Raw genomic sequence first — 20,400 nt, forward strand, 5'->3', positions numbered from 1 at the left:
AGCGTCAGTGCGTATCGAGCAAGCCCTGCGCGAGGGCCGGGGCCAGCACCGGGGTCAGGGGCAGGCGCGGGATCAGTGTCGCCTGGACCGCGTGGTACGCGTCCGGCTTCCCGGCCCACACGGTGGCGCTGGGGCCGTTGTCCGGGGCGAGCTCGTGCACCCAGGAGCCGTTCTCGGTGTCGATCAGGTGCACGGCCGCGTACTCCCACCACAGCTGGTACCAGGCGGCGAGGTTCGCGTCCCCGGTCACCCGGTACAACGCTGCGGCAGCTGCGAGCGCCTCGGTCACCACCCAGTGCATCCGCTCCCGTACGAGTGGCTTGCCGTCCCAGTCGACCGTATAGACGAAGCCGTCGGCGCCGTCCACATCCCATCCCTCGGTGACGCCGAGGTCGAACAACGCCTGGGCGCCTTCGAGCATCCAGTCCTCGGCCGAGACACCGCGGGCAGCCCACGCGGCCCGCACGTGCAGCACCAGCCGGGACCACTCGAACCAGTGCCCGATCGTGGCCCCCGCCGGACGGAACGGATCGGACGGGGAGTCCATGTTGTAGTCGAGCAGCGGCTGCCAGTTGGCGTCGAAGTGCTCCGGGATCCGCCAGGACTGGTTCCGCGCGAAATCATCCACCACGCGGCGGGAGATGCGGGTGGCCCGCTCGAGCCAGGTGTCGTCACCGGTCACGTCAGCGGCCGCGAGATAGGCCTCGACGGTGTGCATGTTCGCGTTGACGCCGCGGTAGTCCTCCAGATCGGTGAAGGTCCGGTCGTAGGACTCCACGACCATGCCTTCGTCCTCACGCCAGAACCACTGCAGGGAGACGGTCAGCGCTTCCTCCAGCAGTTCCTTGCCACCCGGACGGCCCGCAGATGCAGCGCTGGCTCCGGCGAGGATCACGAACGCATGCGCGTAGGCCGCCTTGGTGTCATCCATCGGCCCGTCCGGACCCACCTGGGCATACCAGCCGCCGTTGACGTCGTCGCGGAAGTGCCTGGACAGAGCCCGTAGCCCGTGGTCGACCATCGTGGCCGAACCGGGCCGCCCCAACAGCGACCCGAGTGCGAAGCAGTGGATCATCCGGCAGGTGAGCCACAACTGGCTCCCCTCGGCCGGAATCTGCTCGCCTTCGCTGCTGAGGTAGGCGAAACCTTCCTCCACCATCGCACCGGAAGCGAAGTCCAGCAGGGCATCGGTCTCGTTCTCCAGCCAGCGGGCGTGAGCGGCGTTGGTCAACCAGTTCATACCCGAAGGCTAGTGCTTCTGCCCGTGGGCACGATCCTCCCCCCACGCCTGCACGAGCCGGAGCAGGCATGATGGTGCCATGGAATCCGCGAGTCGAGACGAGAACGCGACGCCCGACACGGCCGAGCAGTCCGAGCACGAGAACGCGAGCGCTGACGAGCCGGATCAGGACCAGACCGCCCAGGGCGAGACCGACCGGGACAAGACTGACCAAGGCGAGCCCAGCGAGTCCGAGCAGTCCCCCGGATCCGATCCCACGGACAGTGCTGAGGAGAAGAGCCCTCGCGTAGTCGTCTCCTCATCGGATGGTCTGGGCATCGCCTCCGCCGACGACGCCCGCGACCCCTCCGCCATGGTGGAAGAGCCCGCGAAGGTCATGCGCATCGGCACGATGATCAAGCAACTTCTGGACGAGGTGCGTAGCGCCCCGCTGGACGAGGCCGCACGCGAACGCATGGCGGAGATCCACGAACGGTCCCTGCACGAGCTCGAGGACGGGCTCAACGAGGACCTCATCGCCGAGCTGCACCGGATCACCCTGCCGTTCACCGACGACCGTGCTCCTTCTGACGCCGAGCTGCGGATCGCCCAGGCGCAGTTGGTGGGCTGGCTCGAGGGCCTGTTCCACGGGATCCAGACGGCGTTGGTGGCTCAGCAGATGGCCGCCCAGAGCCAGCTCTCCCAGATGCGCAAGGCACTTCCTCCCGGTGTGCACCCCGGTCAGGCACTGGGTCTGCAGAAGCAGGAGGGCAGCGAGCCGCACCACGGCACCGGGCAGTACCTCTGATTTCAGTACCTGTGACTTCAGTACCTGTGATGACGGAGCGATCCGGCCCGCACCTCGCCTACGGGATCAGGTAGCCCGCCGCGTGGAGTAGTTCGTACCACTGCGCCCGCGTCAGCGGGATGTCCGAGCCCTGCGCCGCGCCCGTCACCCGCTCCGGCGTGGTCGTGCCGAGCACCACCTGCATCCGCGCCGGGTGCCGGGTGATCCAGGCCACCGCGATCGCGATCGGCGGTACCCCGTACTCGGCGGCCAGCCGATCGATCACGGCGTTCAGCTCCGGGTAACGCTCCGACCCCAGGAACACCCCGTCGAAGAACCCCGCCTGGAACGGTGACCACGCCTGCAGAGTGATGTCGTGCAGCCGGGAGTACTCCACCAGTCCCCCACCGTCGCGCACGATCGACTGGTCCTCACCCTGCATGTTCATCGCCAGCGGCTGCGCCACGATCGGCGAGTGCGTGATCGACAGCTGCACCTGGTTCGCCACCAACGGCTGCGTGACCGCCGTCTTCAGCAGGTCGATCTGACGGGGCGTGTGATTGGAGACGCCGAAGTGACGCACCTTGCCCGCGGCCTGCAGTTCGTCAAAGGCGCGCGCCACCTCCTCCGGCTCCACCAGCGCATCGGGCCGGTGCAGCAACAGGATGTCGAGGTAGTCGGTGCGCAGCGCCCGCAACGACCCCTCCACCTGCGCCACGATGTGTTCGTAGGAGAAATCAAAGTGAGTGGGTCGACCGTTCTGCCCCGGCACGATCCCGCACTTGGTCTGGATCGTCAGCTCCTCGCGCTGGGAGCCGGTGAGCTGCATCGCCGCCCCGAAGCGTTCCTCGCAGCCGTGGTCACGGCCGTAGATGTCGGCGTGGTCGATGAAGTCGATCCCGGCCTCACGCGCGGTGGCCACCAGGGTGCGGATCTCTTCGTCGCTCTTCTCGGCGATCCGCATCAGGCCGAGCACCACGTTCGGTGCGGTGATCTGGGTACCGGGCAGGGTGAACGTCTTCACGGTGTGCTCCTCGTCGTCGATGCCACATTCAGTCTGCCGCAGGGCACCGACATCCGGCGATCGGGCGTATCAGTCACGGCACCAGCGCCGTCAGCACCGGCACCAACCCATCCTCACTCACCGGCGCTGCGTCGAAGTCGGCGGCCGCCCGGGTGTCGGCATCCGCCCCGCCCATCGCCACACCCACCCGGGCCCAGGTGAGCATCTCGATATCGTTGCGCCCGTCGCCTGCGGCGAGTGTCGCCGTCGACGGGACGCCCAGGCGCAGACGCACCCGCTCCAGCGCAGACGCCTTGGAGACCCCCTCGGGGGCGATGTCCAGCCAGGCGGTCCACCCGACGGCGTAGCTCACCCCGTGCAGGCCCGACCGGTCGACGAGGTCGTGGAAGTCGTCCGATCCCAGGCCCGGGGCCCGGAGCGTCACGCGGGAAGCCGGGGTAGCGCACAGCTCCTCGAAGCCCACCACCCGCAGTTCTCCGGTCAGCTCCCCGTCGGGGAACGGCGCCGAAAGCAGGAAGCCACGCCCCAGGTCTTCAACGGCGAAGATGCCCTCCGGCAGGTGCTCGCGCAGCAGCCGCAGCGTCGGCTCCGGGTCGAAGGTGACGACGTCGTCGATGGTGAAGCCACCCTCGGCCAGCCGGACCGTGACCGCCCCGTTCGAGCACACCGCCCACGCGTCGGTGATCCCGAGTTCCTCGGCCACGGGTAGCACGGCCTGGATGGACCGCCCGGTGGAGAGCACCACGTGCGCACCGGTCTCACGCAACGCCCCGACGGCGTCGGTCACGTTCGCGCTCAGGCTCTGGTCGTGCCCCAGGATCGTCCCGTCGATGTCAAGCGCCACCAGGTGCTCCGGCGCTTCCCGGAGCCGGGCCAATGCGGATCTGCCCTCGGGCCCGGTGACCGGCCGCACGCCTGCGTCCCGGACGCTCATCGGGTTCATCGAGCAGCGACCGGTTCGAGCACCTCGAGCCCGCCCAGGTAGGGGCGCAGACCCTCCGGCACGCGCACCGACCCGTCGGCGTTCTGGTGGTTCTCCAGGATCGCCACGATCCAGCGCGTGGTCCCGAGAGTGCCGTTCAGGGTGGCCACCGGATGCGTGCCCCGCTCGCCGCGTTCGCGCACACCCAGGCGGCGGGCCTGGAAGGTCGTGCAGTTGGAGGTGGAGGTCAGCTCCAGGTATCGCTGCTGGGTCGGCAGCCACGCCTCGCAGTCGAACTTGCGGGCGGCACTGGAACCCAGGTCACCGGCGGCGGTGTCGATCACCCGGTAGGGCAGGTCCACGAGGGCAAGCATCTGCTCCTCCCAGCCGAGCAGACGCTGATGCTCGGCTTCGGCGTCCTCGACCCGGACGTAGGAGAACATCTCCACCTTGTGGAACTGGTGCACCCGGATGATGCCGCGAGTGTCCTTGCCATAGGAGCCGGCCTCGCGGCGGTAGCACGCCGACCAGCCGGCATACCGCTTGGGACCATCGCTCAGGTCGATGATCTCGCCCGCGTGGTACCCGGCGAGCGCTACCTCCGAAGTCCCCACCAGGTACAGGTCGTCGGCCTCCAACCGGTAGATCTCATCTGCGTGCGCGCCGAGGAACCCGGTACCGGCCATGATCTCGGGCTTGACCAGCGTCGGGGTGATCACCGGGGTGAACCCGGCTGCGAGAGCCGTGTCCATCGCCGCGTTCAGCAGCGCCAGCTCCAGCCGGGCGCCGATACCGGTGAGGTAGTAGAACCGCGCGCCGGAGACTTTCGCGCCACGTTCGGTGTCGATCCCGCCGAGGCCGTGCCCGATGTCGAGGTGATCGGCCGGCTCGAAACCCTCGGCCGCGAAGTCCCGCGGCGTGCCTACTTCCTTGAGGACGACGTAATCGTCCTCACCACCGGAAGGGACGCCGTCGAGCACGAGGTTCGGTAGCTGCGCAAGCATCTCGTCCAACTCACGCTGAGCGGTGCCCGCCTCTGTCTCGGCGGCCTTGACCTCCTCGGCGAGCGCCTTCGCCTTGGCGAGGATGTGCTCGCGTTCCTCCGGCGAGGCCTTCCCCACGGAGCGGGAGACCTCCTTCTGCTCGGCTCGCTGCTGCTCGAAGGCAGTCAGCAGCGCCCGACGGCGTTCGTCGGCTGCCAGCACCCGGTCCACCAGCTCGGGGTCTTCACCCCGGGCCCGCTGGCTGGCTCGGGCGACGTCCGGATCCTCACGCAGGCTCTTCAGGTCGATCACCCCCCGAGACTATCGGGGACGGGCTACCGTTCAGGTCATGACCTGGGAACAGACGGTGAGTCTGGTGGCGCTGGCAGTGGCGATCGCCGCCTTGGTGGTGGGACTGCTGGTGCTGAAGCGGATCCGGGAGCGGGGTGCTCGGGTCGAGCCGCTGATCAGCCCACCGGAGCCGGACCGGGTGCCCTCGCAGGGCCCGCCGGCGTTCGTGGTGAATCCGGTGAAGGCCAACGATCCGGCGGGATTGCGCCGCATGGCGATCCAGATCGCCGAGGAACTCGCACTACCGGAGCCGCTGTGGTTCGAGACCACACCGGAGGATCCGGGAGTCGGGCAGGCACGCGAGGCATTGGCTGCCGGGGCCTCGGTGGTGGTGGCTGCCGGCGGCGACGGCACCGTGCGTGCGGTGGCGACCGCGCTGGCAGGATCGGACATCCCGATGGCGTTGCTGCCGATGGGCACTGGGAATCTGCTGGCCCGCAACCTTGATCTGCCGCTGGAGGGCACGGCGTCGCTGGTGCGGACTGCGCTCGGGGGCAGTGACCATCCGATCGACATCGGCTGGATCCGCCCGCGCCGGCTCGACCCGGCCGAGGACGAGGGCCCGGACCTCAGCACCGAGGAGGACGAGCACCTGTTCCTGGTGATGGCCGGTATCGGCTTCGATGCCGCGATGGTGGCGGGAGCAGATGACGAGCTGAAGTCGAAGGTGGGCTGGTTCGCCTACTTCCTGGCCGGCGCCCGTCACCTGCACGGCCGCAAGCTGAAGTTGCGGATGCGCGTGGGCGAGGGCGAGGTGCGACCGCTGAAGGTGCGCAGCCTGCTGTTCGCGAACTGCGGCCGTCTACCCGGCGGGATCGTGTTGCTGCCCGATGCCGAGTTGAACGACGGATGGCTCGATGTGGCGGCACTGGACACCCGGGGCGGTGTGTTCGGCTGGGCTTCGCTGTTCGGGAAGGTGGTGGCGCAGGGCCTCGGCTTCCGCCGGGACCTGCCGGTCTCGGCCAGCTCGATCGAGTTCTGGCGCGGGCGGGAGGTGTCGGTCACGTGCGAGCAGCCCGAGCACGTGCAGATCGACGGCGATCTCATCGGTGAGGCGACCGGCGTGACCGCACGCGTGCAGCCTGGTGGGTTGCGGGTGCGCACCCGCTGACTCTGAGAGATGGCACGCGACCTCTCACTGAACTCTCCGCTGAGCCCTCACCGTTCCTCCACACCCGCAACCGTAGGCTGATCGGCGATGACTACACACGAGTTGCCACCTGTGGTCCGTGCCGGCCAACGCGCACGAACCGCCGGCAACTCGATCCTGGCGGTTCTGGCCGGCATTCTGATCGCCTGTGGGATCGCCGTCCCGGCCCATGCCGCCCCCCAGCCGACGACTGAGTCCGCCGGACCTGTCGTGGTGATCGGCGTCGGCGGGCTGGCATGGTCGGACATCGACGAGAGCACGCCTGCGCTCGCTTCCCTCACCGAGGAGGCGGTGGGATCCCTGGTGGTGCGCAGCGTGCGGTCGTTCACCTGCCCGGCGGACGGGTGGCTCGCCCTGAGCACCGGCACCCGCGCCGCCGATCTCGAAGGGCCCGATCGTCAGGGGCAGTGCCGGTTCCTCCTGGAACCCTCGGCCGGTCAAGTCCCGGGCTGGGAGGAGTACTCGGCCGAGCTGGCATCGCAGAACTTCCAGGCCGAGCCCGGGCTGTTCGGTGAGCTGCTGGCAGCCGGTGACGTCACCGTGGCGAGCATCGGGCCCGGGGCGGCAATCGCGGCTGCCGATGCCGCCGGCATGGTCACCGAGCACACCACCCTCACCGGCACCGACCTCACACGCTGGACCAGCGACACCCTCACCCGCGCCGATCTGCTGATGATCGACGCCGGTTCCCTGCGCGCCGGCGAGGACGGCTTCACCCTGTCCACAAGCAGGCAGACCTATCGCGAGGACCAGCTGCGGGTGATCGAGCGCCGGGTGGCCGACGTGCTCGCGGGCCTCCCAGGGACGCCGGCAGAGTCGGCAGAGCCCACGGTGCTGCTCGCCGGACTGGCCGATGATGGCTACGAGCCGGGCCTGCGCGTCCTCGCGCTCACCGGCCCCGGCGTGGAGCCCGGGCTACTCACCTCCCCCTCCACCCGCCAGGACGGGTTCGTCCTCACCACCGACCTGCTGCCGACCCTGCTGCGGCTGCTGGACATCGAGGACGCGGGGCCGACCGGATCGGCCATCGGCGCCGTCACCCAGGTGCTGCCCGATCGCGGATCCTCCGCGGAAGATCGCCGCGACCAGCTGGAGGACGACGCCCTGCACGCCGGCGTCGTCCGCCCCATCGTGCCGGTGTTCTACGCCGGGCTGGTGGCCCTGAACCTGCTGCTCTTCGCCGTCGTGGCCCTGGCGCTGAAGCGCCCCGCTGCCGCGCGCCTGCGAGCCTGGACGGCCGAACATCTCGGCCGCCTCCCGGGAAACCGTGGCCTGAGGCGAGTCCTGGCCCAACGAGAACCGGCCCTGCGGGTACTGCGTGCCGTCGCGCTCGGGATCGCCAGCATCCCCGTGGCCTCGTACCTGACGAACCTCCTGCCCTGGTGGCGTGCCGGGACCCCGATGCTGGCGCTTCTCGGCAGCACGGCAGCCATCGTCACGATCATCGTGACGGCGTCTCTCGCCGGGCCATGGCGCCGTCACCTCTTCGGGTCGGTCACCGTGGTCGCGAGCCTGACGGCGCTCGTTCTCGCCGTGGACGTCGCCACCGGAGCGACGCTGCAGCTCTCCGCCGTCATGGGAGTGCCCACGCTGGTGGCGGGACGCTTCTACGGGATGAACAACACCACGTTCGCCCTGTTCACGACGGCGTCGCTGCTGGTGACCATCGCGGTCATCAACCCCCTGGTGCGGGCAGGCCGCCGGAGACTCGCGGCGGTGGTGACCCTCGCCGTCGGGGTGGTGGTGGTGGTGCTCGACGGGGCGCCTGGCCTGGGCGCCGACTTCGGAGGACCGCCCGCGCTGCTGCCGGCCTTCGCCGTGCTGGCCCTGCTCGCCGCCGGTGTACGCCTGACCTGGCAGCGGGTGGTGATGGTGCTCGTCGGCGCCGCCGTGGCGACGATGGCGATCGCGTTCGTGGACTGGTTGCGCCCAGACCCGACGCACCTGGGCCGGTTCTTCCAGACCGTGCTCGACGGCGGGTTGTGGGATGTGGTGTGGCGCAAGCTCGACCAGAACATCTCCATCCTGTTCGGAAACCGGCCATTGACGATCCTCGCCATCTGCGGAGTGCTCACGGTGCTGCTGGTGCTGTCCCGGCCGATCCGGGTGGCGCTGACCTCACCGGGTGGCGGCGACTTCGCGTGGCTCTCCGGAGGCAACCCGATCTCGCTGATGGGCCGTCAGGCCCCCATGCTGCGACCGGGACTGATCGCCCTGGCCGTCGCGCTCGGACTCGGGCTGGCCGTCAACGACTCCGGGATCGCGATCCCGGCGCTCGGGGTGGCGCACGGCGTGCCGCTGCTGATCGCGGCCTGCGCCACCTGGATGCTGGGGCTACGCGAAGCCCACGTCAACGAGGACGCGACCTCCGCCGTCGGGAAGACTCCACCGCCCGCCTGAGCGAGCGGGAGCGGCGCCCGGGCTCCTGTGGCGGGTCCGGCGGCTGTAACGCCTGTGGCCGCTGTGGCCTCTGTGGCCTCTGTGGCGCTGCGTGGTCGCTGATGCTGTCGCCGGTGCGGCCATCGCCCTGGTCGGTCAGAGTCCTGTCGGTATCGGCCTGGTCGAGATCAGGCCCAGGCTCGGCCGCGTCGCGGGTGACCTTCTGCTTGTAGTGACGAAACCGGCGAGCGGCGATGGCCATCGCCACATCGCGGTACTGCCCGGCGCGGTGCAGCTGCCCGGCCAGGTTGTTGCCGGTGGCGCGGTGCCGCAGATCGCACGGCACCTCGACCACCGCGAAACCCTGCATCAAGACGTCCATCGTCATGCCGGTCTCGACCCCCCATCCGTGTGCGAGGGGGGTGGCGGCGTCGAAAGCAGCGCGGGTCATGCAACGCTGCCCGGAAAGCGGCTGGCTGGGCGCCCACCCGGTGGCGCGCTGAATCGCGCGGCGCGCCAGACCCGTGACGATGCCCCGGCCCCCGGCGCCGGACTGCTTCGGCAGGGTCGCGATCGACAGGTCGGCCCGGCCGGTGACCACCGGAGGCACCAACGGCGCGGCGTTCACGGCAGTGGCACCCAGGTCCGCGTCGACGAACAGCAGCAGCCGGGCCGGGCCGTCTTCGATATCACGCATGGAGACGACGGCGGCACCGGTCTCCATCGCCGACGCCTTGCCGCGGTTGTGGGAGTGGCGCACCACCACCGCACCGGCAGAGCGCGCGAGATGCTGGGTGTCGTCCTCGCTGCCGTCGTCGACCACCAGCACCAGGTCGACGTACGGGATCGCCCGGACGGCTCGCACCGTCGCGGCAATTCGGGCGGCCTCGTCCTTGGCAGGGATGACAGCGGCGACCCGCTGATGGTCGGGATCGGCTGGTGGCACCGGGATCGGACCTGTCTCAGGCACACGGCGACGGATGATCCGTAGGGGATTGATCCCCTCGCCCGACACCCGGCTCACGCCCTCAGCCTAACGTCGTCAGCGAAGCGTGACCTGGCGCGACACGATACCCGCGCGGGCCCGCCGTTCTTCGGCGTTCAACGGGTCGGTCACGGCCAGCGCCTCGGCCAGTCTCGCCTCGAACTGCGGGGCCGGCTTCTCCAGCTCCTCCGCCTCGGTCCCGGGCTCGAGCTCCCACACCGGGACCACCAGACCGCAGGAGCGGAACGCCCCGATGAACCGGGCACCATCGTCGACCGCGGAACGGCGCTCGGCGTGCAGACGGGCCAGGGCATCGAGGAGCTGCTCCTCGTCCTCCGTGCGGGACCAGCGCAGGAACTCCCGCGCACCCATCCGGCACCAGTACGCGCCGTCGACGGAGGAGAGCTTGACGGTGGGCACGATCGCCCCGGCGAACTCCTCCAGCGCGTCGTTCACCTCGGGGCTGGGATCGCTGTCCGGCGGGAGCACGAAGTCGAAGGTCTCGTGCAGCGTGACCTCGAACGGAGCGTCGAGGTCGAGCACGTCCTGCAGGCGCGGCCCCGGACCCGGCAGATCGAGATGAGTGAGGCTCGTCCCGGGCTCGGAGTCGAGTACCTGCAGCAAGGCGGCGGCCACGTCCCGGCTCGGATCGCCGCTGGAGGTGACGTTCTGGAGAGCGACGAGGATCTGGCCGTCCTCGCGGTGCATCGCGGGCAGCAGACCCGGCAGCACGGTGACGACGGTGATGTCGCGCGAACCGTACTCGGCGGTGGTACGGGCTGTGGCACTGGCGGCTGGGACGACCTCGCGCATCGCCACCCAGTCGGCCTCGCCGGGAAGCCCCTCGAAGGATCGCCGTGGTGCGAGGGCACCTCCCGAGGCCTTGGCCGCCTTGCGGGCAGCACGCCGTGCGGCGACCTTCTCGTTCACCGGGCCTTGCTTCTTGCGCTTTGCCATGGCTTCACCCTATCGAGACCGGGGCTGTGACGTTCGCATCGCGTCGAGGCTGCTTCCAGGCGGCGCGAGTGGCACGATGGCGTCATGCATTCCCGCGCTGGGCAGGTAGCCCTTCCTGAGGACCTGATCGATGTCGATGCCGTGGTCTCCGCCTACTACGACCGCACCCCGGACGTCGACGATCCCGGTCAGCAGGTGGTGTTCGGGACCTCGGGGCACCGCGGGTCGAGCCTGGACTCCGCCTTCAACGAGGCTCACATCGTCGCGATCACCCAGGCGATCGTGGAGTACCGGGCCTCCCAGGGCATCGACGGTCCGCTGTACCTGGGGCGGGACACCCACGCGCTCTCCGATCCGGCGCAGCGCACCGCACTGGAGGTGCTGGCCGCCGCCGGTGTGGAGGTGCGCATCGACGCCCGCGACTCCTACACCCCCACCCCTGCGCTCTCGCACTCAATCCTGCGGCACAACGGTGCGGGTTCCAGCGAGGGAGTGCGCACACGCGGTCCGGGATTGGCCGACGGGATCGTGGTGACCCCCTCGCACAACCCCCCGCGGGACGGGGGCTTCAAGTACAACCCGCCGCACGGTGGCCCGGCCGGGTCCGATGCGACCTCGGCGATCGCGGCCCGCGCGAACGAATTGCTGCGTAGCGGCGTCTCGTCGGTGGCGCGGGTGCCGTATGCGCAGGCACTCGAGTCCGAGAACGTGGCCCGCCACGACTACCTGCTGACCTATGTGGACGACCTGGAGGCAGTGCTCGACCTCGATGCGATCCGGGAGGCCGGTGTGCGGATCGGGGCAGACCCGCTCGGCGGTGCCGCCGTCGAGTACTGGGCCGCGATCGCTGAACGCCACAATCTGGACCTGACCGTCGTGAACCCGCAGGTGGATCCGCAATGGTCGTTCATGACACTGGACTGGGACGGCAAGATCCGGATGGACTGCTCCTCCCCCTCAGCGATGGCGTCGCTGGTGGCGAAGATGCGAGGCGAGGGTGGCGCACCGCCGTTCGACATCGCCACGGGCAACGACGCCGACGCCGACCGGCACGGGATCGTCACCGGCGATGGTGGGCTGATGAACCCCAACCACTACCTGGCCGTAGCGATCGACTACCTGTTCCGCCATCGCCCCGAGTGGGCTGCAGACGCGGGTGTCGGCAAGACGCTGGTCTCCTCGGCCCTGATCGACCGGGTGGTGGGCGCCACGGGGCGGCGATTGGTGGAGGTGCCGGTCGGGTTCAAGCACTTCGTGCCGGGGTTGTTGCAGGGGTCGCTCGGCTTCGGCGGCGAGGAATCCGCTGGCGCCTCGTTCCTGCGCCGTGACGGGTCGGTGTGGACCACGGACAAGGACGGCATCCTGCTGGCGCTGCTCGCGGCGGAGATCCTTGCGGTGACCGGCCGCTCCCCCAGTCAGCTGCACGAAGAGCAGGTGGCCGAGTTCGGGGAGAGCTGGTACGCCCGGGTGGATGCACCGGCTTCCCGGGATGAGAAGGCGAAGCTCGCGGCATTGTCGGCCGAGGACGTCACCAGCACCGAGCTCGCCGGACAGCCGATCACGGCCACGCTGGTGGAGGCCCCCGGGAATGGCGCCGCTATCGGAGGGTTGAAGGTGACCACCGCGGACGCGTGGTTCGCAGCGCGCCCCTCCGGCACCGAGGACGTGTACAAGATCTACGCCGAGTCCTTCGTCTCGGCCGAGCACCTCGGCCAGGTGCAGTCGGCAGCCAAGGACGTGGTCTCGGCAGCGCTGGGCGGGTAGGTCTGTACCGAACTGACGGCGCCCAGCGGGCCTGTGGCCCATGTGGCACAGCGACGCTGAGGGCCATCGGTTTGGTCCGTATTTCCGGTGTGCCCCGACCTGGGTGCGTGCCAGGCTGACCTCCATGAGCCTGCCGACCGACCCGATCGTCGAGACCGAGGCGACCACCGCCGAGGCCTACGCCGCCAACCGCGCCAACTGGGACGACCGCGCGAGCGTCCATGCCGCGAGCAACGCCTACGACCTGGACGGCTTCGCCGCCGATCCGACCCGCATCTCCTCAGTGATCCGCGAGGACATGGCACTGCTCGCCCCGCACCTCGAGGAGCGGGCCGATCAGCCGGACCGACTCCTGGACGGCCTGGACGTCTGCCACCTGCAGTGCCACATCGGCACCGACACTCTCTCCATGGCCCGGCTCGGCGCCCGCGTGACCGGCGTGGACCTGTCGCCGGTGTCCCTCGAGCACGCGCGCGACCTGGCAGACCGGTGCGGACTGGAGGCGCGATGGGTGGAGAGCGAGGTGACGCAGGCGACTTCCGCCGTCGGGGAGACGTTCGATCACGTGCACACCTCGATCGGGACGATCTGCTGGGTGCAGGATCTACACGCCTGGGCGCGTGCGATCGCCGCGTTGCTGCGGCCGGGCGGCACGTTCTTCTTCCGGGACCAACACCCGATGCTGGCCACGATGGACGATCTGGTTACCGACGACGTCCGGCTGGGGAACCGGTACTGGTCGCTACCCGAGGGCAGGGCGTTCACGTACAACGACGGCGCCACTTATGTGGACGGCGATCACGACCAGATCACCTCCACCCGCAACTTCGAGTGGCCGCATCCGGTGTCGGAGACGCTGCAGGCGCTCCTGGATGCGGGTCTGCAGCTGGTCGCGGTCGGTGAGCACGACACGTTGCCATGGCAGGCGCTGCCGGTGATGGTGCAAGACGGTGACGCGTTCGTGCTCCCACAGCCGTGGCGTGAGCGGGTACCGATGACTCTCTCGATCGTGGCGCGCAAGCCGGCACTCTGATCGCAGTGGCGGGCGAAACTGCTACGGCTCATCGAGCTCCAACACGGCCAGGAAGGCTCTCGTGGCCACCGCTGGATTGAACTCGCTCCAGATGAGGTGCTCGATCCTGCTCGGACCGTCCGCGACGGTGAGAACACGAATACCGGGATCGGTGCGCACGATCGGCGCGGGCAGGAAGGCGACCGCGAGCCCCTGACTCACGATCTGCACCATCAGCTCAGCTGAAGAGACCTCATAGGCCACATCTCGCTCCAGCTTCGCAGCTGCGAAGGCCTCATCGCTCTGGCTGCGGCCCGGGCTGCCGGCGGGAAAGTCGGCGAAAGGTGACGTGGCGAGGTCCTGAAGGGTGGCGGTGCCCTGGTCGGCACAGGGATGACCGGCAGGAACGACGGCGACGAGATCCTGGCGGGCCAGCTCACGCGCCGACACCCCGCGGGCACGGTCGTTCACCGGTAGGCCGAGGAAGGCGACGTCGAGGTCCCCGGCGGCCACGGCGGCCGACATCTCGTGGCTGGCTCCCACACGTAAGCTCACCCGCACCCGCGGGTGCTGATCACGGAATCGCTGCAAGGTCGCCGGAATGTCGACTGCAGCGACAGTAGGGATGATGCCGATTGCCAGCCGCCCGCGCACCTCGCCGACCGCCGCAGCTGCCTCGGTTGCCGCGCGTTCGGCCTCGGCCAGGCAACGCCGTGCAGCGGGGAGGAAAGCCTCACCTGCAGGGGTGAGCTCCACGCGGCGGCTGGTGCGAGCGAACAGCGGCACACCGAGCTCGCGCTCGAGCGATCTGACCTGGTGGCTCAGCGCCGACTGCGCCACGTAACACTGAGCCGCAGCCCGGGTGAAGTTGCGGGTCTCAGCCACGGCGAGGACATACCGGATCTGACGGAACTCCATCCATTCATCGTGCTACACGATTGATGTCATCGCAACGATGTGTTGGACATATTGATTCGGCGGAATCGAGACTCTCCACATGACCACCGACGCACCTCGCGCACCCGTCGAAACGTCTCGGCTCCCGACGAGAGCGCCGCTGCGGATCTCCACAGCGGCGTTGATCGTCGTGACCGCGCTCGCACCCGCTGCATGGGGCACCACCTATGCGGTGACCACGGAGTTGCTCCCACCCGACCACCCGATCTTCGCAGCATTGATGCGAGCGCTTCCCGGTGGGCTGGTCTTGATACTGCTCACCCGCACCCTTCCCAGCGGTCAATGGTGGTGGAAAGCAGGTGTTCTGGGGGCCTTGAACATCGGTGCCTTTCTCCCGCTGCTCTTCGTTGCGGCCGAGCGCCTTCCGGGTGGTGTCGCCGCAACGCTCGGTGCCGTTCAACCGCTGATCGTGGCTGGGTTGGCGGTGGCCGTGCTCCGCGAACCTCCCTCGTTCTGGCGGATCGGCTGGGGCGGCGCGGGCATCGTCGGGGTCGGGCTCGTCGCCCTCGGACCGGCCGCCGCCCTCGATGGGGCCGGTGTCGCTGCAGGGCTCACGGCGGCCGGTTGCATGGCCCTCGGCGTGGCGTTGACCAAGCATTGGGGCCGCCCCGAGAACGTGGGTCCACTGGCCTTCACTGGCTGGCAACTCACTGCGGGCGGGCTCATCCTGCTGCCGCTGATGATTCTGGTCGACGGGCTACCGCCCGTCATCGACGCCCCTGCCATCGGTGGATACCTGTGGCTGGGCAGCGTCGGCGGTTTCATCGCGTACGCCCTCTGGATCCGCGGCATCGGACGATTGCCCGTCACCGCGATCGCGTTGCTGGGCCTGCTCTCCCCGCTGGTCGCGGCGCTCATCGGAGCGCTCGTGCTCAGCGAGGCCTTCACGCCGGCCCAGCTCGCCGGCTTCATCCTCGCTCTGGCGGCTCTCGTCGCCGGTCAGCTCAACCCCATCGGAAGCGACCACCAGCATGAAGATCACAGTGATCGGCGCCTCCGGCATGGTCGGACATCGCGTCGTCCATGAGGCCGCGAGCCGCGGCCACAATGTCATCGGGGTCTCCCGGGGCCGCGCCCCGCAGACCACCCTCGCCTCCGTGCACTGGGTGACCGCCGACGCCGGCGAGAAGGACTCACTCCGGTCGCTGTTCGCCGATGCCGACACGGCCATCCTCGCTGTTCGGGCCGAGCCCGGTGCCGAAGCCAACCTGGCGCGGATGACCACCTCCGTTCTCGATGCGGCGGCGGCTTCCGGAACCCGCGTCCTGGTGATCGGCGGCGCCGGACCGCTGCGCACCCCGCACGACCATGACCTGCTGGTGGCTGACGACCCAAGATACGTCCCGCCGCAGGTACGAGCCGTCGCGGCTGCCAGCATCGGTCAGCTGCACGCCTGCCGACGTCACCCGGACGCGGACTGGACCTACCTCAGCCCGCCCGCTCTGCTCGCACCAGGCGAACGGACTGGGCGCTACCGCCGCGGTACACAGACACTGCTGATCGACCCGACCGGAATCTCACGCATCAGTGCCGAGGATCTCGCGGTTGCCGTGCTCGACGAGATCGAGCTGCCCTCCCGCCACCACCACCTCACGGTGGCATCGGCACCCTTGCCACCTGAGTGAGTGGAGCCGGCATGTCACGCTGGATGTATGCCCAACCGCCTCAGCCGGGCCACCAGCCCCTACCTGCTCCAGCACGCAGACAACCCCGTGCACTGGCACGAATGGGGTGAGGCGGCATTCGCCGAGGCGAAGCAGCGCGAGGTGCCCATCCTCCTCTCCGTCGGATACGCCGCCTGCCACTGGTGCCACGTGATGGCCCACGAGTCCTTCGAGGACGAGCAGGTCGCGGCCGTGATGAACGAGCTCTTCGTTCCTGTGAAGGTGGACCGGGAGGAGCGCCCGGACGTCGACGCGGTGTACATGCAGGCCACCCAAGCGATGACCGGTCAGGGCGGGTGGCCGATGACCTGCCTCCTCACCCCCGCCGGCGAGCCGTTCTATTGCGGCACCTACTTCCCGCGCACGCAGTTCGTCAGCCTGCTGCAGGCGATCAGCGAGGTGTGGTCCGAGCGGCGCGAGGAGATCCTCACCGGAGCCGAGCAGATCACCCGCCGGCTGCAGGAAGCCACCGAGGCCACCACCGATCCCGGCAACCCCAACGCTCCGGGCCACCCGCCCGGCCAGGTGCCGGACGAGACCATGCTGGCCTCCGCCGTCGGGCGCCTGGCTGCTCAGGCCGACACCCGCCACGGCGGGTTCGGTTCCTCCCCGAAGTTCCCGCCGTCGATGACGCTCGAGCACCTCCTGCGCCACCACGCCCGCACGGGCAGCGAGGCGGCGCTGGATCTGGTCAACCGGACGTGCACGGCGATGGCCCGCGGTGGGATCTACGACCAGCTCGCCGGCGGGTTCGCCCGCTACAGCGTGGACCAGGCCTGGGTGGTCCCCCACTTCGAGAAGATGCTCTACGACAACGCCCTGCTGCTGCGGCTCTACCTGCACTGGTACCAAGCCACCGGCGACCCGCTCGCCCGCCGCGTGGTCGCCCAGACGGCCGAGTTCCTGCTGCGGGAGATGCGCACTCCCGAGGGCGGGTTCGCCGCCTCCCTCGATGCCGATACCGACGGCGTCGAGGGCCTGACGTATGTGTGGACCCCGGCGCAGTTGGCCGAGGTTCTCGGAGCCGCCGACGGCGCTCGTGCCGCCGAGTTGCTGGGCGTCACCGAGTCAGGGACGTTCGAGGGCGGCGCGTCCACGCTGCAGATGATGGCCGAGCCACCTCCTGAGTGGCCGGCGTGGCGGGAAGACTTGCTGACGGCGAGGGCCCGGCGCCCGCAGCCGGCGAGGGACGACAAGGTGGTCACCTCGTGGAACGGGCTGACGATCGCCGCCCTGGCCGAGGCAGGCGCGCTGTTGGAGGAGCCGGGGTGGGTGGAGGCTGCGACCGCATGCGCCGAGTTGCTGCTCGCTGTGCATACCCAACACCCCACGACGGCGCAGGGCCAGGTCCGCGTGCTCCGAGCCTCCCGCGAGGGTCGCCCAGGCGAACCGGCCGGGGTGGCCGACGACTACGGCAATCTCGCCGAAGGCTTGCTCGCGCTTCATCAGGCGACCGGTGGGATGCGCTGGCTGGAGGCGGCCGGAGAGATCCTGGGCTCCGCCGTCGACCAGTTCTCCGCCCCGGGCGGGGGTTTCTACGACACCGCGGCCGACGCCGAGCGCCTGGTGCTGCGACTACAAGGGGTGGGCGACAACGCCGAACCGTGCGGGACGTCGTCGTTGGCAGGGGCGTTGCTGACGTACTCGGCGCTGACCGGATCCCGCCGGGAGGAGGCCGAGCGGGCACTCGCTGCAGGCACGCGGACGATCTCCGCCGACCCGCGGTTCGCCGGCTGGTTCCTCGCAGTCGCTGAGGCGGCCGTCGCCGGTCCCCTGCAGGTGGCGGTGGTCGGCGAGGACGACGTCGCGCAGGAGATGCTCGCCGTCGCGCGGGCTGCGACGAGTCCGGGCTTGGTACTCGCAGCGGGCACTGACACCACCCACCCGCTGCTCGAAGGACGCGGCCTCGTGGACGGCCGGTCCGCTGCCTATGTGTGCCGCGGATTCACCTGCGACCTGCCGGTGACGTCTGTGGCAGATCTGCGCCGACAGCTCACCGGCGGCCCGAACTAAAATTGCTCGTCGATCTGGCGGTCCGACCGATTCGATCGGCGACCAGATCGACGAGCAATTCTGAGTCTGGCTGGTGCGCGGGTGGGGCTCAGCCCTCCTGGTTGGTGAGCGTGAAGCCGGTGCCCTCGGCGCTCTGGTTGGCGTCGAGCTTCTGCGTGTCGAGCAGCTCCGAGGTCTCGGTGGCGACGAAGACGCGGGCACCGTCCTCCTCGATCACCTGGTCCTCGTTCTGGGGCTCCGGTACCAGCGACAGCTGGAGCTCGGTGCCGCTCTCGGCCATCGCGATCCGGACACCACCCTCGGCCGGGAGCCCGGCCTGCTCGGTGATCGACTTGATCGCGGTCTGGGCGTTCTCGGTCAGGGTGAGCATGATGCTCCCTCTCGTTCCTTCGGCATAGACGCTGACGAGCAGTACGTGCTCACTACACGCGTGGCGCCTGGGGACCACTCCACCGAAACACCCTCGGGGTGGTACCCGCAACCGGTCCGTCCGGTGCGCGAGATCACTGGGCTCACATGATGGACGTAGGTGTGGTGCGGATGGACTCGGGCGAACAGCCGGCTCCACTCCGCCATCCGGACAGGTCAGGAGTACGTGACCTACTCTGGGTGCATGCCTGGCCCGTCCGGTCCTCTCGACCACCTGCGCCATCGACTCATCACAGCCTTGGGCGGGCAGGTCCCGGCCCTGCCGAAACCATCGCAGCGCGAGGTCGTCGGCCTGGCGATCGCCGGCGGCGGCGCCCGCTCCAGCTTCGAGATCGGCGCACTGGACTACCTCTACGATCGCGAGGGCATCACCCCGTCTGTGATCACCGGAACCTCCGCTGGGTCGATCCTCGCGGCCGTCCTCGCCCAGCATCCCACTCGCACCCAGCAGCACCAGGCCGTGGGCGAACTGCGGCAGTTGTGGCTGAGCATGGAGAGCTCGGCCGACATGTTCGCCGAGCTGGAGTGGTTCACCAAGCTGAACGAGCACATGCCCACCTGGCGCAAGGTCATGGCGCTGCGTCATCGGGACGCGCGGGATGCTCTGGCCGGCCGCACCCGCAACCCGGGTCGCACTGCCCGCACCGCCGGTTCCCGTGACAACCGGGCAGGCCGTTCCGAGCCGCGCGAGCGCCGTCGCCCTCCGGACGCAGCTCCCCCGCAGCGCACACCGCCGGAGCAGGGCCCGTCATGGTCGGTGACGAACGTCCTCGACACGATGGCCACGCTGTGGGAGGCGGGACGCACCAGTACCGACGTCGACCTCATCCTGAGCGGGGCACAGACCGAGCGCGCAGCATTCCGCCCGGGACCGCTGGTGGAACGCCTCGTCGACCCGGCGATGTTCGACCCGGCTCACGTGGCCGGTTCCGGGGTGAAGCTGCGCATCGCTGCGGTCGCGCTGGAATCGGGTGAGCTGCGGTATGTGACCGAGACCGGCCAGATCCGGGACCGGCTCGATCAACCCGTCCCGGGCGAACCGGTGGTCGACCTCGTGACCGCCATCCGTGCCTCCTGCGCTATCCCGAGCGTGTTCGCACCCATCCGCCTCGGATCAGAGCACTACGTCGACGGCGGAGCACGGGAGTCCCTACCCGTGGAGGTGGCGGTCGATCACCTGGGCGTCACCCGGTGCTACGCCGTGGTGGCCTCACCCCCCGGGCTCAGCCCGGCATCGAGTTTCGCGGACAAGGACATGCTGGAGATCGTGATGCGCGCCGGCTTCGGGGTGATGACCGATGAGATCCAGGCCGATGAGGTCCGCCGCGCCCATGCCGCCGGAGCCATCGTCATCCAGCCCGAGCTCGACATCCACGACATCCTCACCGTGGACCCCGGCCTCATTCGCATCGCGATGGACTACGGCTGGATCCGCGCTGCCGAGGTCTGCACGGGCGCCTCCGCCACGCAACGAGCAGCCACCCGCGCGCTCATCGAGCTCCGGCGGCGGATCTGGGCGGTGGAGAATGCCGTCCTGCAGCCGGAGTCAGCCGAGGGCCACGCTGATGCGCTCCGCACGGAGACGGGTGAGGACGCCTCCCCCGACCTCGACCTGGTGGCGCGGTTGAAGGTCGACCTGCGGGACGCCGTCGTGGCCGCCGACCCGGCGTTGCTGCCGCCTGGGGCGGACGGCTGGTGGCGGGATTGGGAGGCCCATCCGTACGATCTGCCCGCTCCCGCCTGGCTCCCCTGAGTCACTACCCGGAACGGAACCGACGGCCGAGGGGACTCGCGTGCCCCATGT

At 69.6% G+C, this 20,400-nt stretch carries 16 protein-coding genes and 1 pseudogene; 9 read left to right on the forward strand and 8 right to left on the reverse strand.

Annotated elements, in window-relative coordinates; all coding sequences use genetic code 11:
* Positions 1 to 4: 4 nt before the first annotated feature.
* Positions 5 to 1,240: an AGE family epimerase/isomerase gene (locus tag FV560_RS08175; protein WP_159621028.1), complete on the reverse strand. Its 1,236-nt coding sequence runs from the start codon at positions 1,238 to 1,240 to the stop codon at positions 5 to 7.
* Positions 1,241 to 1,319: 79 nt separating this feature from the next.
* Between FV560_RS08175 and FV560_RS08180 the strand changes: the two genes are divergently transcribed.
* The gene (locus FV560_RS08180; RefSeq protein ID WP_200837578.1) at positions 1,320 to 2,027 is read left to right on the forward strand and encodes a bacterial proteasome activator family protein; all 708 of its coding nucleotides are present in this window, start codon (positions 1,320 to 1,322) and stop codon (positions 2,025 to 2,027) included.
* A gap of 58 nt (positions 2,028 to 2,085) precedes the next feature.
* On the opposite strand, the gene FV560_RS08185 is transcribed toward FV560_RS08180, so the two are convergent.
* From FV560_RS08185 to serS, 3 genes are all read right to left on the reverse strand, one after another.
* Positions 2,086 to 3,030 (reverse strand): aldo/keto reductase, encoded by a 945-nt coding sequence (locus FV560_RS08185; RefSeq protein WP_159621029.1) that lies wholly within the window; start codon positions 3,028 to 3,030, stop codon positions 2,086 to 2,088.
* Positions 3,031 to 3,103: 73 nt separating this feature from the next.
* Positions 3,104 to 3,964, reverse strand: a complete 861-nt coding sequence (locus tag FV560_RS08190; protein ID WP_159621030.1) for an HAD family hydrolase — start codon at positions 3,962 to 3,964, stop codon at positions 3,104 to 3,106.
* A gap of 5 nt (positions 3,965 to 3,969) precedes the next feature.
* Positions 3,970 to 5,247: a serine--tRNA ligase gene (serS, locus tag FV560_RS08195; protein ID WP_159621031.1), complete on the reverse strand. Its 1,278-nt coding sequence runs from the start codon at positions 5,245 to 5,247 to the stop codon at positions 3,970 to 3,972.
* Between the two features lie 37 nt (positions 5,248 to 5,284).
* Here serS and FV560_RS08200 point away from each other — a divergent pair, with 37 nt between their 5' ends.
* Both FV560_RS08200 and FV560_RS08205 read left to right on the forward strand, forming a co-directional pair.
* The gene (locus tag FV560_RS08200) at positions 5,285 to 6,397 is read left to right on the forward strand and encodes a diacylglycerol/lipid kinase family protein (RefSeq protein ID WP_159621032.1); all 1,113 of its coding nucleotides are present in this window, start codon (positions 5,285 to 5,287) and stop codon (positions 6,395 to 6,397) included.
* Positions 6,398 to 6,484: 87 nt separating this feature from the next.
* The gene (locus FV560_RS08205) at positions 6,485 to 8,836 is read left to right on the forward strand and encodes a hypothetical protein (protein WP_159621033.1); all 2,352 of its coding nucleotides are present in this window, start codon (positions 6,485 to 6,487) and stop codon (positions 8,834 to 8,836) included.
* Positions 8,837 to 9,050: 214 nt separating this feature from the next.
* Here FV560_RS08205 and FV560_RS08210 read toward each other — a convergent pair.
* A pseudogene (locus FV560_RS08210) lies at positions 9,051 to 9,785 on the reverse strand (glycosyltransferase family 2 protein); the annotation flags it as partial.
* A 72-nt stretch (positions 9,786 to 9,857) separates the two neighbouring features.
* On the reverse strand, positions 9,858 to 10,757 hold the full coding sequence (locus tag FV560_RS08215) for a DUF5926 family protein (RefSeq protein WP_200837579.1): 900 nt from the start codon (positions 10,755 to 10,757) through the stop codon (positions 9,858 to 9,860).
* 84 nt (positions 10,758 to 10,841) lie between these two features.
* Between FV560_RS08215 and pgm the strand changes: the two genes are divergently transcribed.
* Together pgm and FV560_RS08225 are read left to right on the forward strand one after the other, a co-directional pair.
* Positions 10,842 to 12,521, forward strand: a complete 1,680-nt coding sequence (pgm, locus tag FV560_RS08220) for a phosphoglucomutase (alpha-D-glucose-1,6-bisphosphate-dependent) (protein ID WP_159621034.1) — start codon at positions 10,842 to 10,844, stop codon at positions 12,519 to 12,521.
* Between the two features lie 124 nt (positions 12,522 to 12,645).
* Positions 12,646 to 13,554: a class I SAM-dependent methyltransferase gene (locus FV560_RS08225; protein WP_159621035.1), complete on the forward strand. Its 909-nt coding sequence runs from the start codon at positions 12,646 to 12,648 to the stop codon at positions 13,552 to 13,554.
* Between the two features lie 21 nt (positions 13,555 to 13,575).
* Here the strand turns inward: FV560_RS08225 and FV560_RS08230 are convergent, their stop codons facing one another.
* Entirely contained in the window at positions 13,576 to 14,451 is an 876-nt protein-coding gene (locus FV560_RS08230; RefSeq protein WP_159621036.1) for a LysR family transcriptional regulator, read from the reverse strand.
* A 79-nt stretch (positions 14,452 to 14,530) separates the two neighbouring features.
* Between FV560_RS08230 and FV560_RS08235 the strand changes: the two genes are divergently transcribed.
* Genes FV560_RS08235 through FV560_RS08245 form a run of 3 tightly spaced genes read left to right on the forward strand, consistent with a single transcriptional unit; the run spans position 14,531 to position 18,167 of the window.
* A complete protein-coding gene (locus FV560_RS08235) occupies positions 14,531 to 15,517 on the forward strand; it encodes an EamA family transporter (RefSeq protein WP_159621037.1) in 987 nt (328 codons plus the stop codon).
* On the forward strand, positions 15,462 to 16,115 hold the full coding sequence (locus FV560_RS08240) for an NAD(P)-dependent oxidoreductase (protein ID WP_159621038.1): 654 nt from the start codon (positions 15,462 to 15,464) through the stop codon (positions 16,113 to 16,115). The genes FV560_RS08235 and FV560_RS08240 overlap by 56 nt, the downstream gene beginning before the upstream one ends.
* A 27-nt stretch (positions 16,116 to 16,142) precedes the next feature.
* Positions 16,143 to 18,167, forward strand: a complete 2,025-nt coding sequence (locus FV560_RS08245; protein ID WP_159621039.1) for a thioredoxin domain-containing protein — start codon at positions 16,143 to 16,145, stop codon at positions 18,165 to 18,167.
* An 88-nt stretch (positions 18,168 to 18,255) separates the two neighbouring features.
* Here FV560_RS08245 and FV560_RS08250 read toward each other — a convergent pair whose 3' ends face one another.
* On the reverse strand, positions 18,256 to 18,537 hold the full coding sequence (locus FV560_RS08250) for a HesB/IscA family protein (RefSeq protein WP_159621040.1): 282 nt from the start codon (positions 18,535 to 18,537) through the stop codon (positions 18,256 to 18,258).
* Positions 18,538 to 18,780: 243 nt separating this feature from the next.
* Here FV560_RS08250 and FV560_RS08255 point away from each other — a divergent pair, with 243 nt between their 5' ends.
* The gene (locus FV560_RS08255; RefSeq protein WP_159621041.1) at positions 18,781 to 20,349 is read left to right on the forward strand and encodes a patatin-like phospholipase family protein; all 1,569 of its coding nucleotides are present in this window, start codon (positions 18,781 to 18,783) and stop codon (positions 20,347 to 20,349) included.
* Positions 20,350 to 20,400: the final 51 nt, after the last annotated feature.

This window comes from Ruania rhizosphaerae (assembly GCF_009805705.1).
Classification (GTDB): domain Bacteria; phylum Actinomycetota; class Actinomycetes; order Actinomycetales; family Beutenbergiaceae; genus Ruania; species Ruania rhizosphaerae.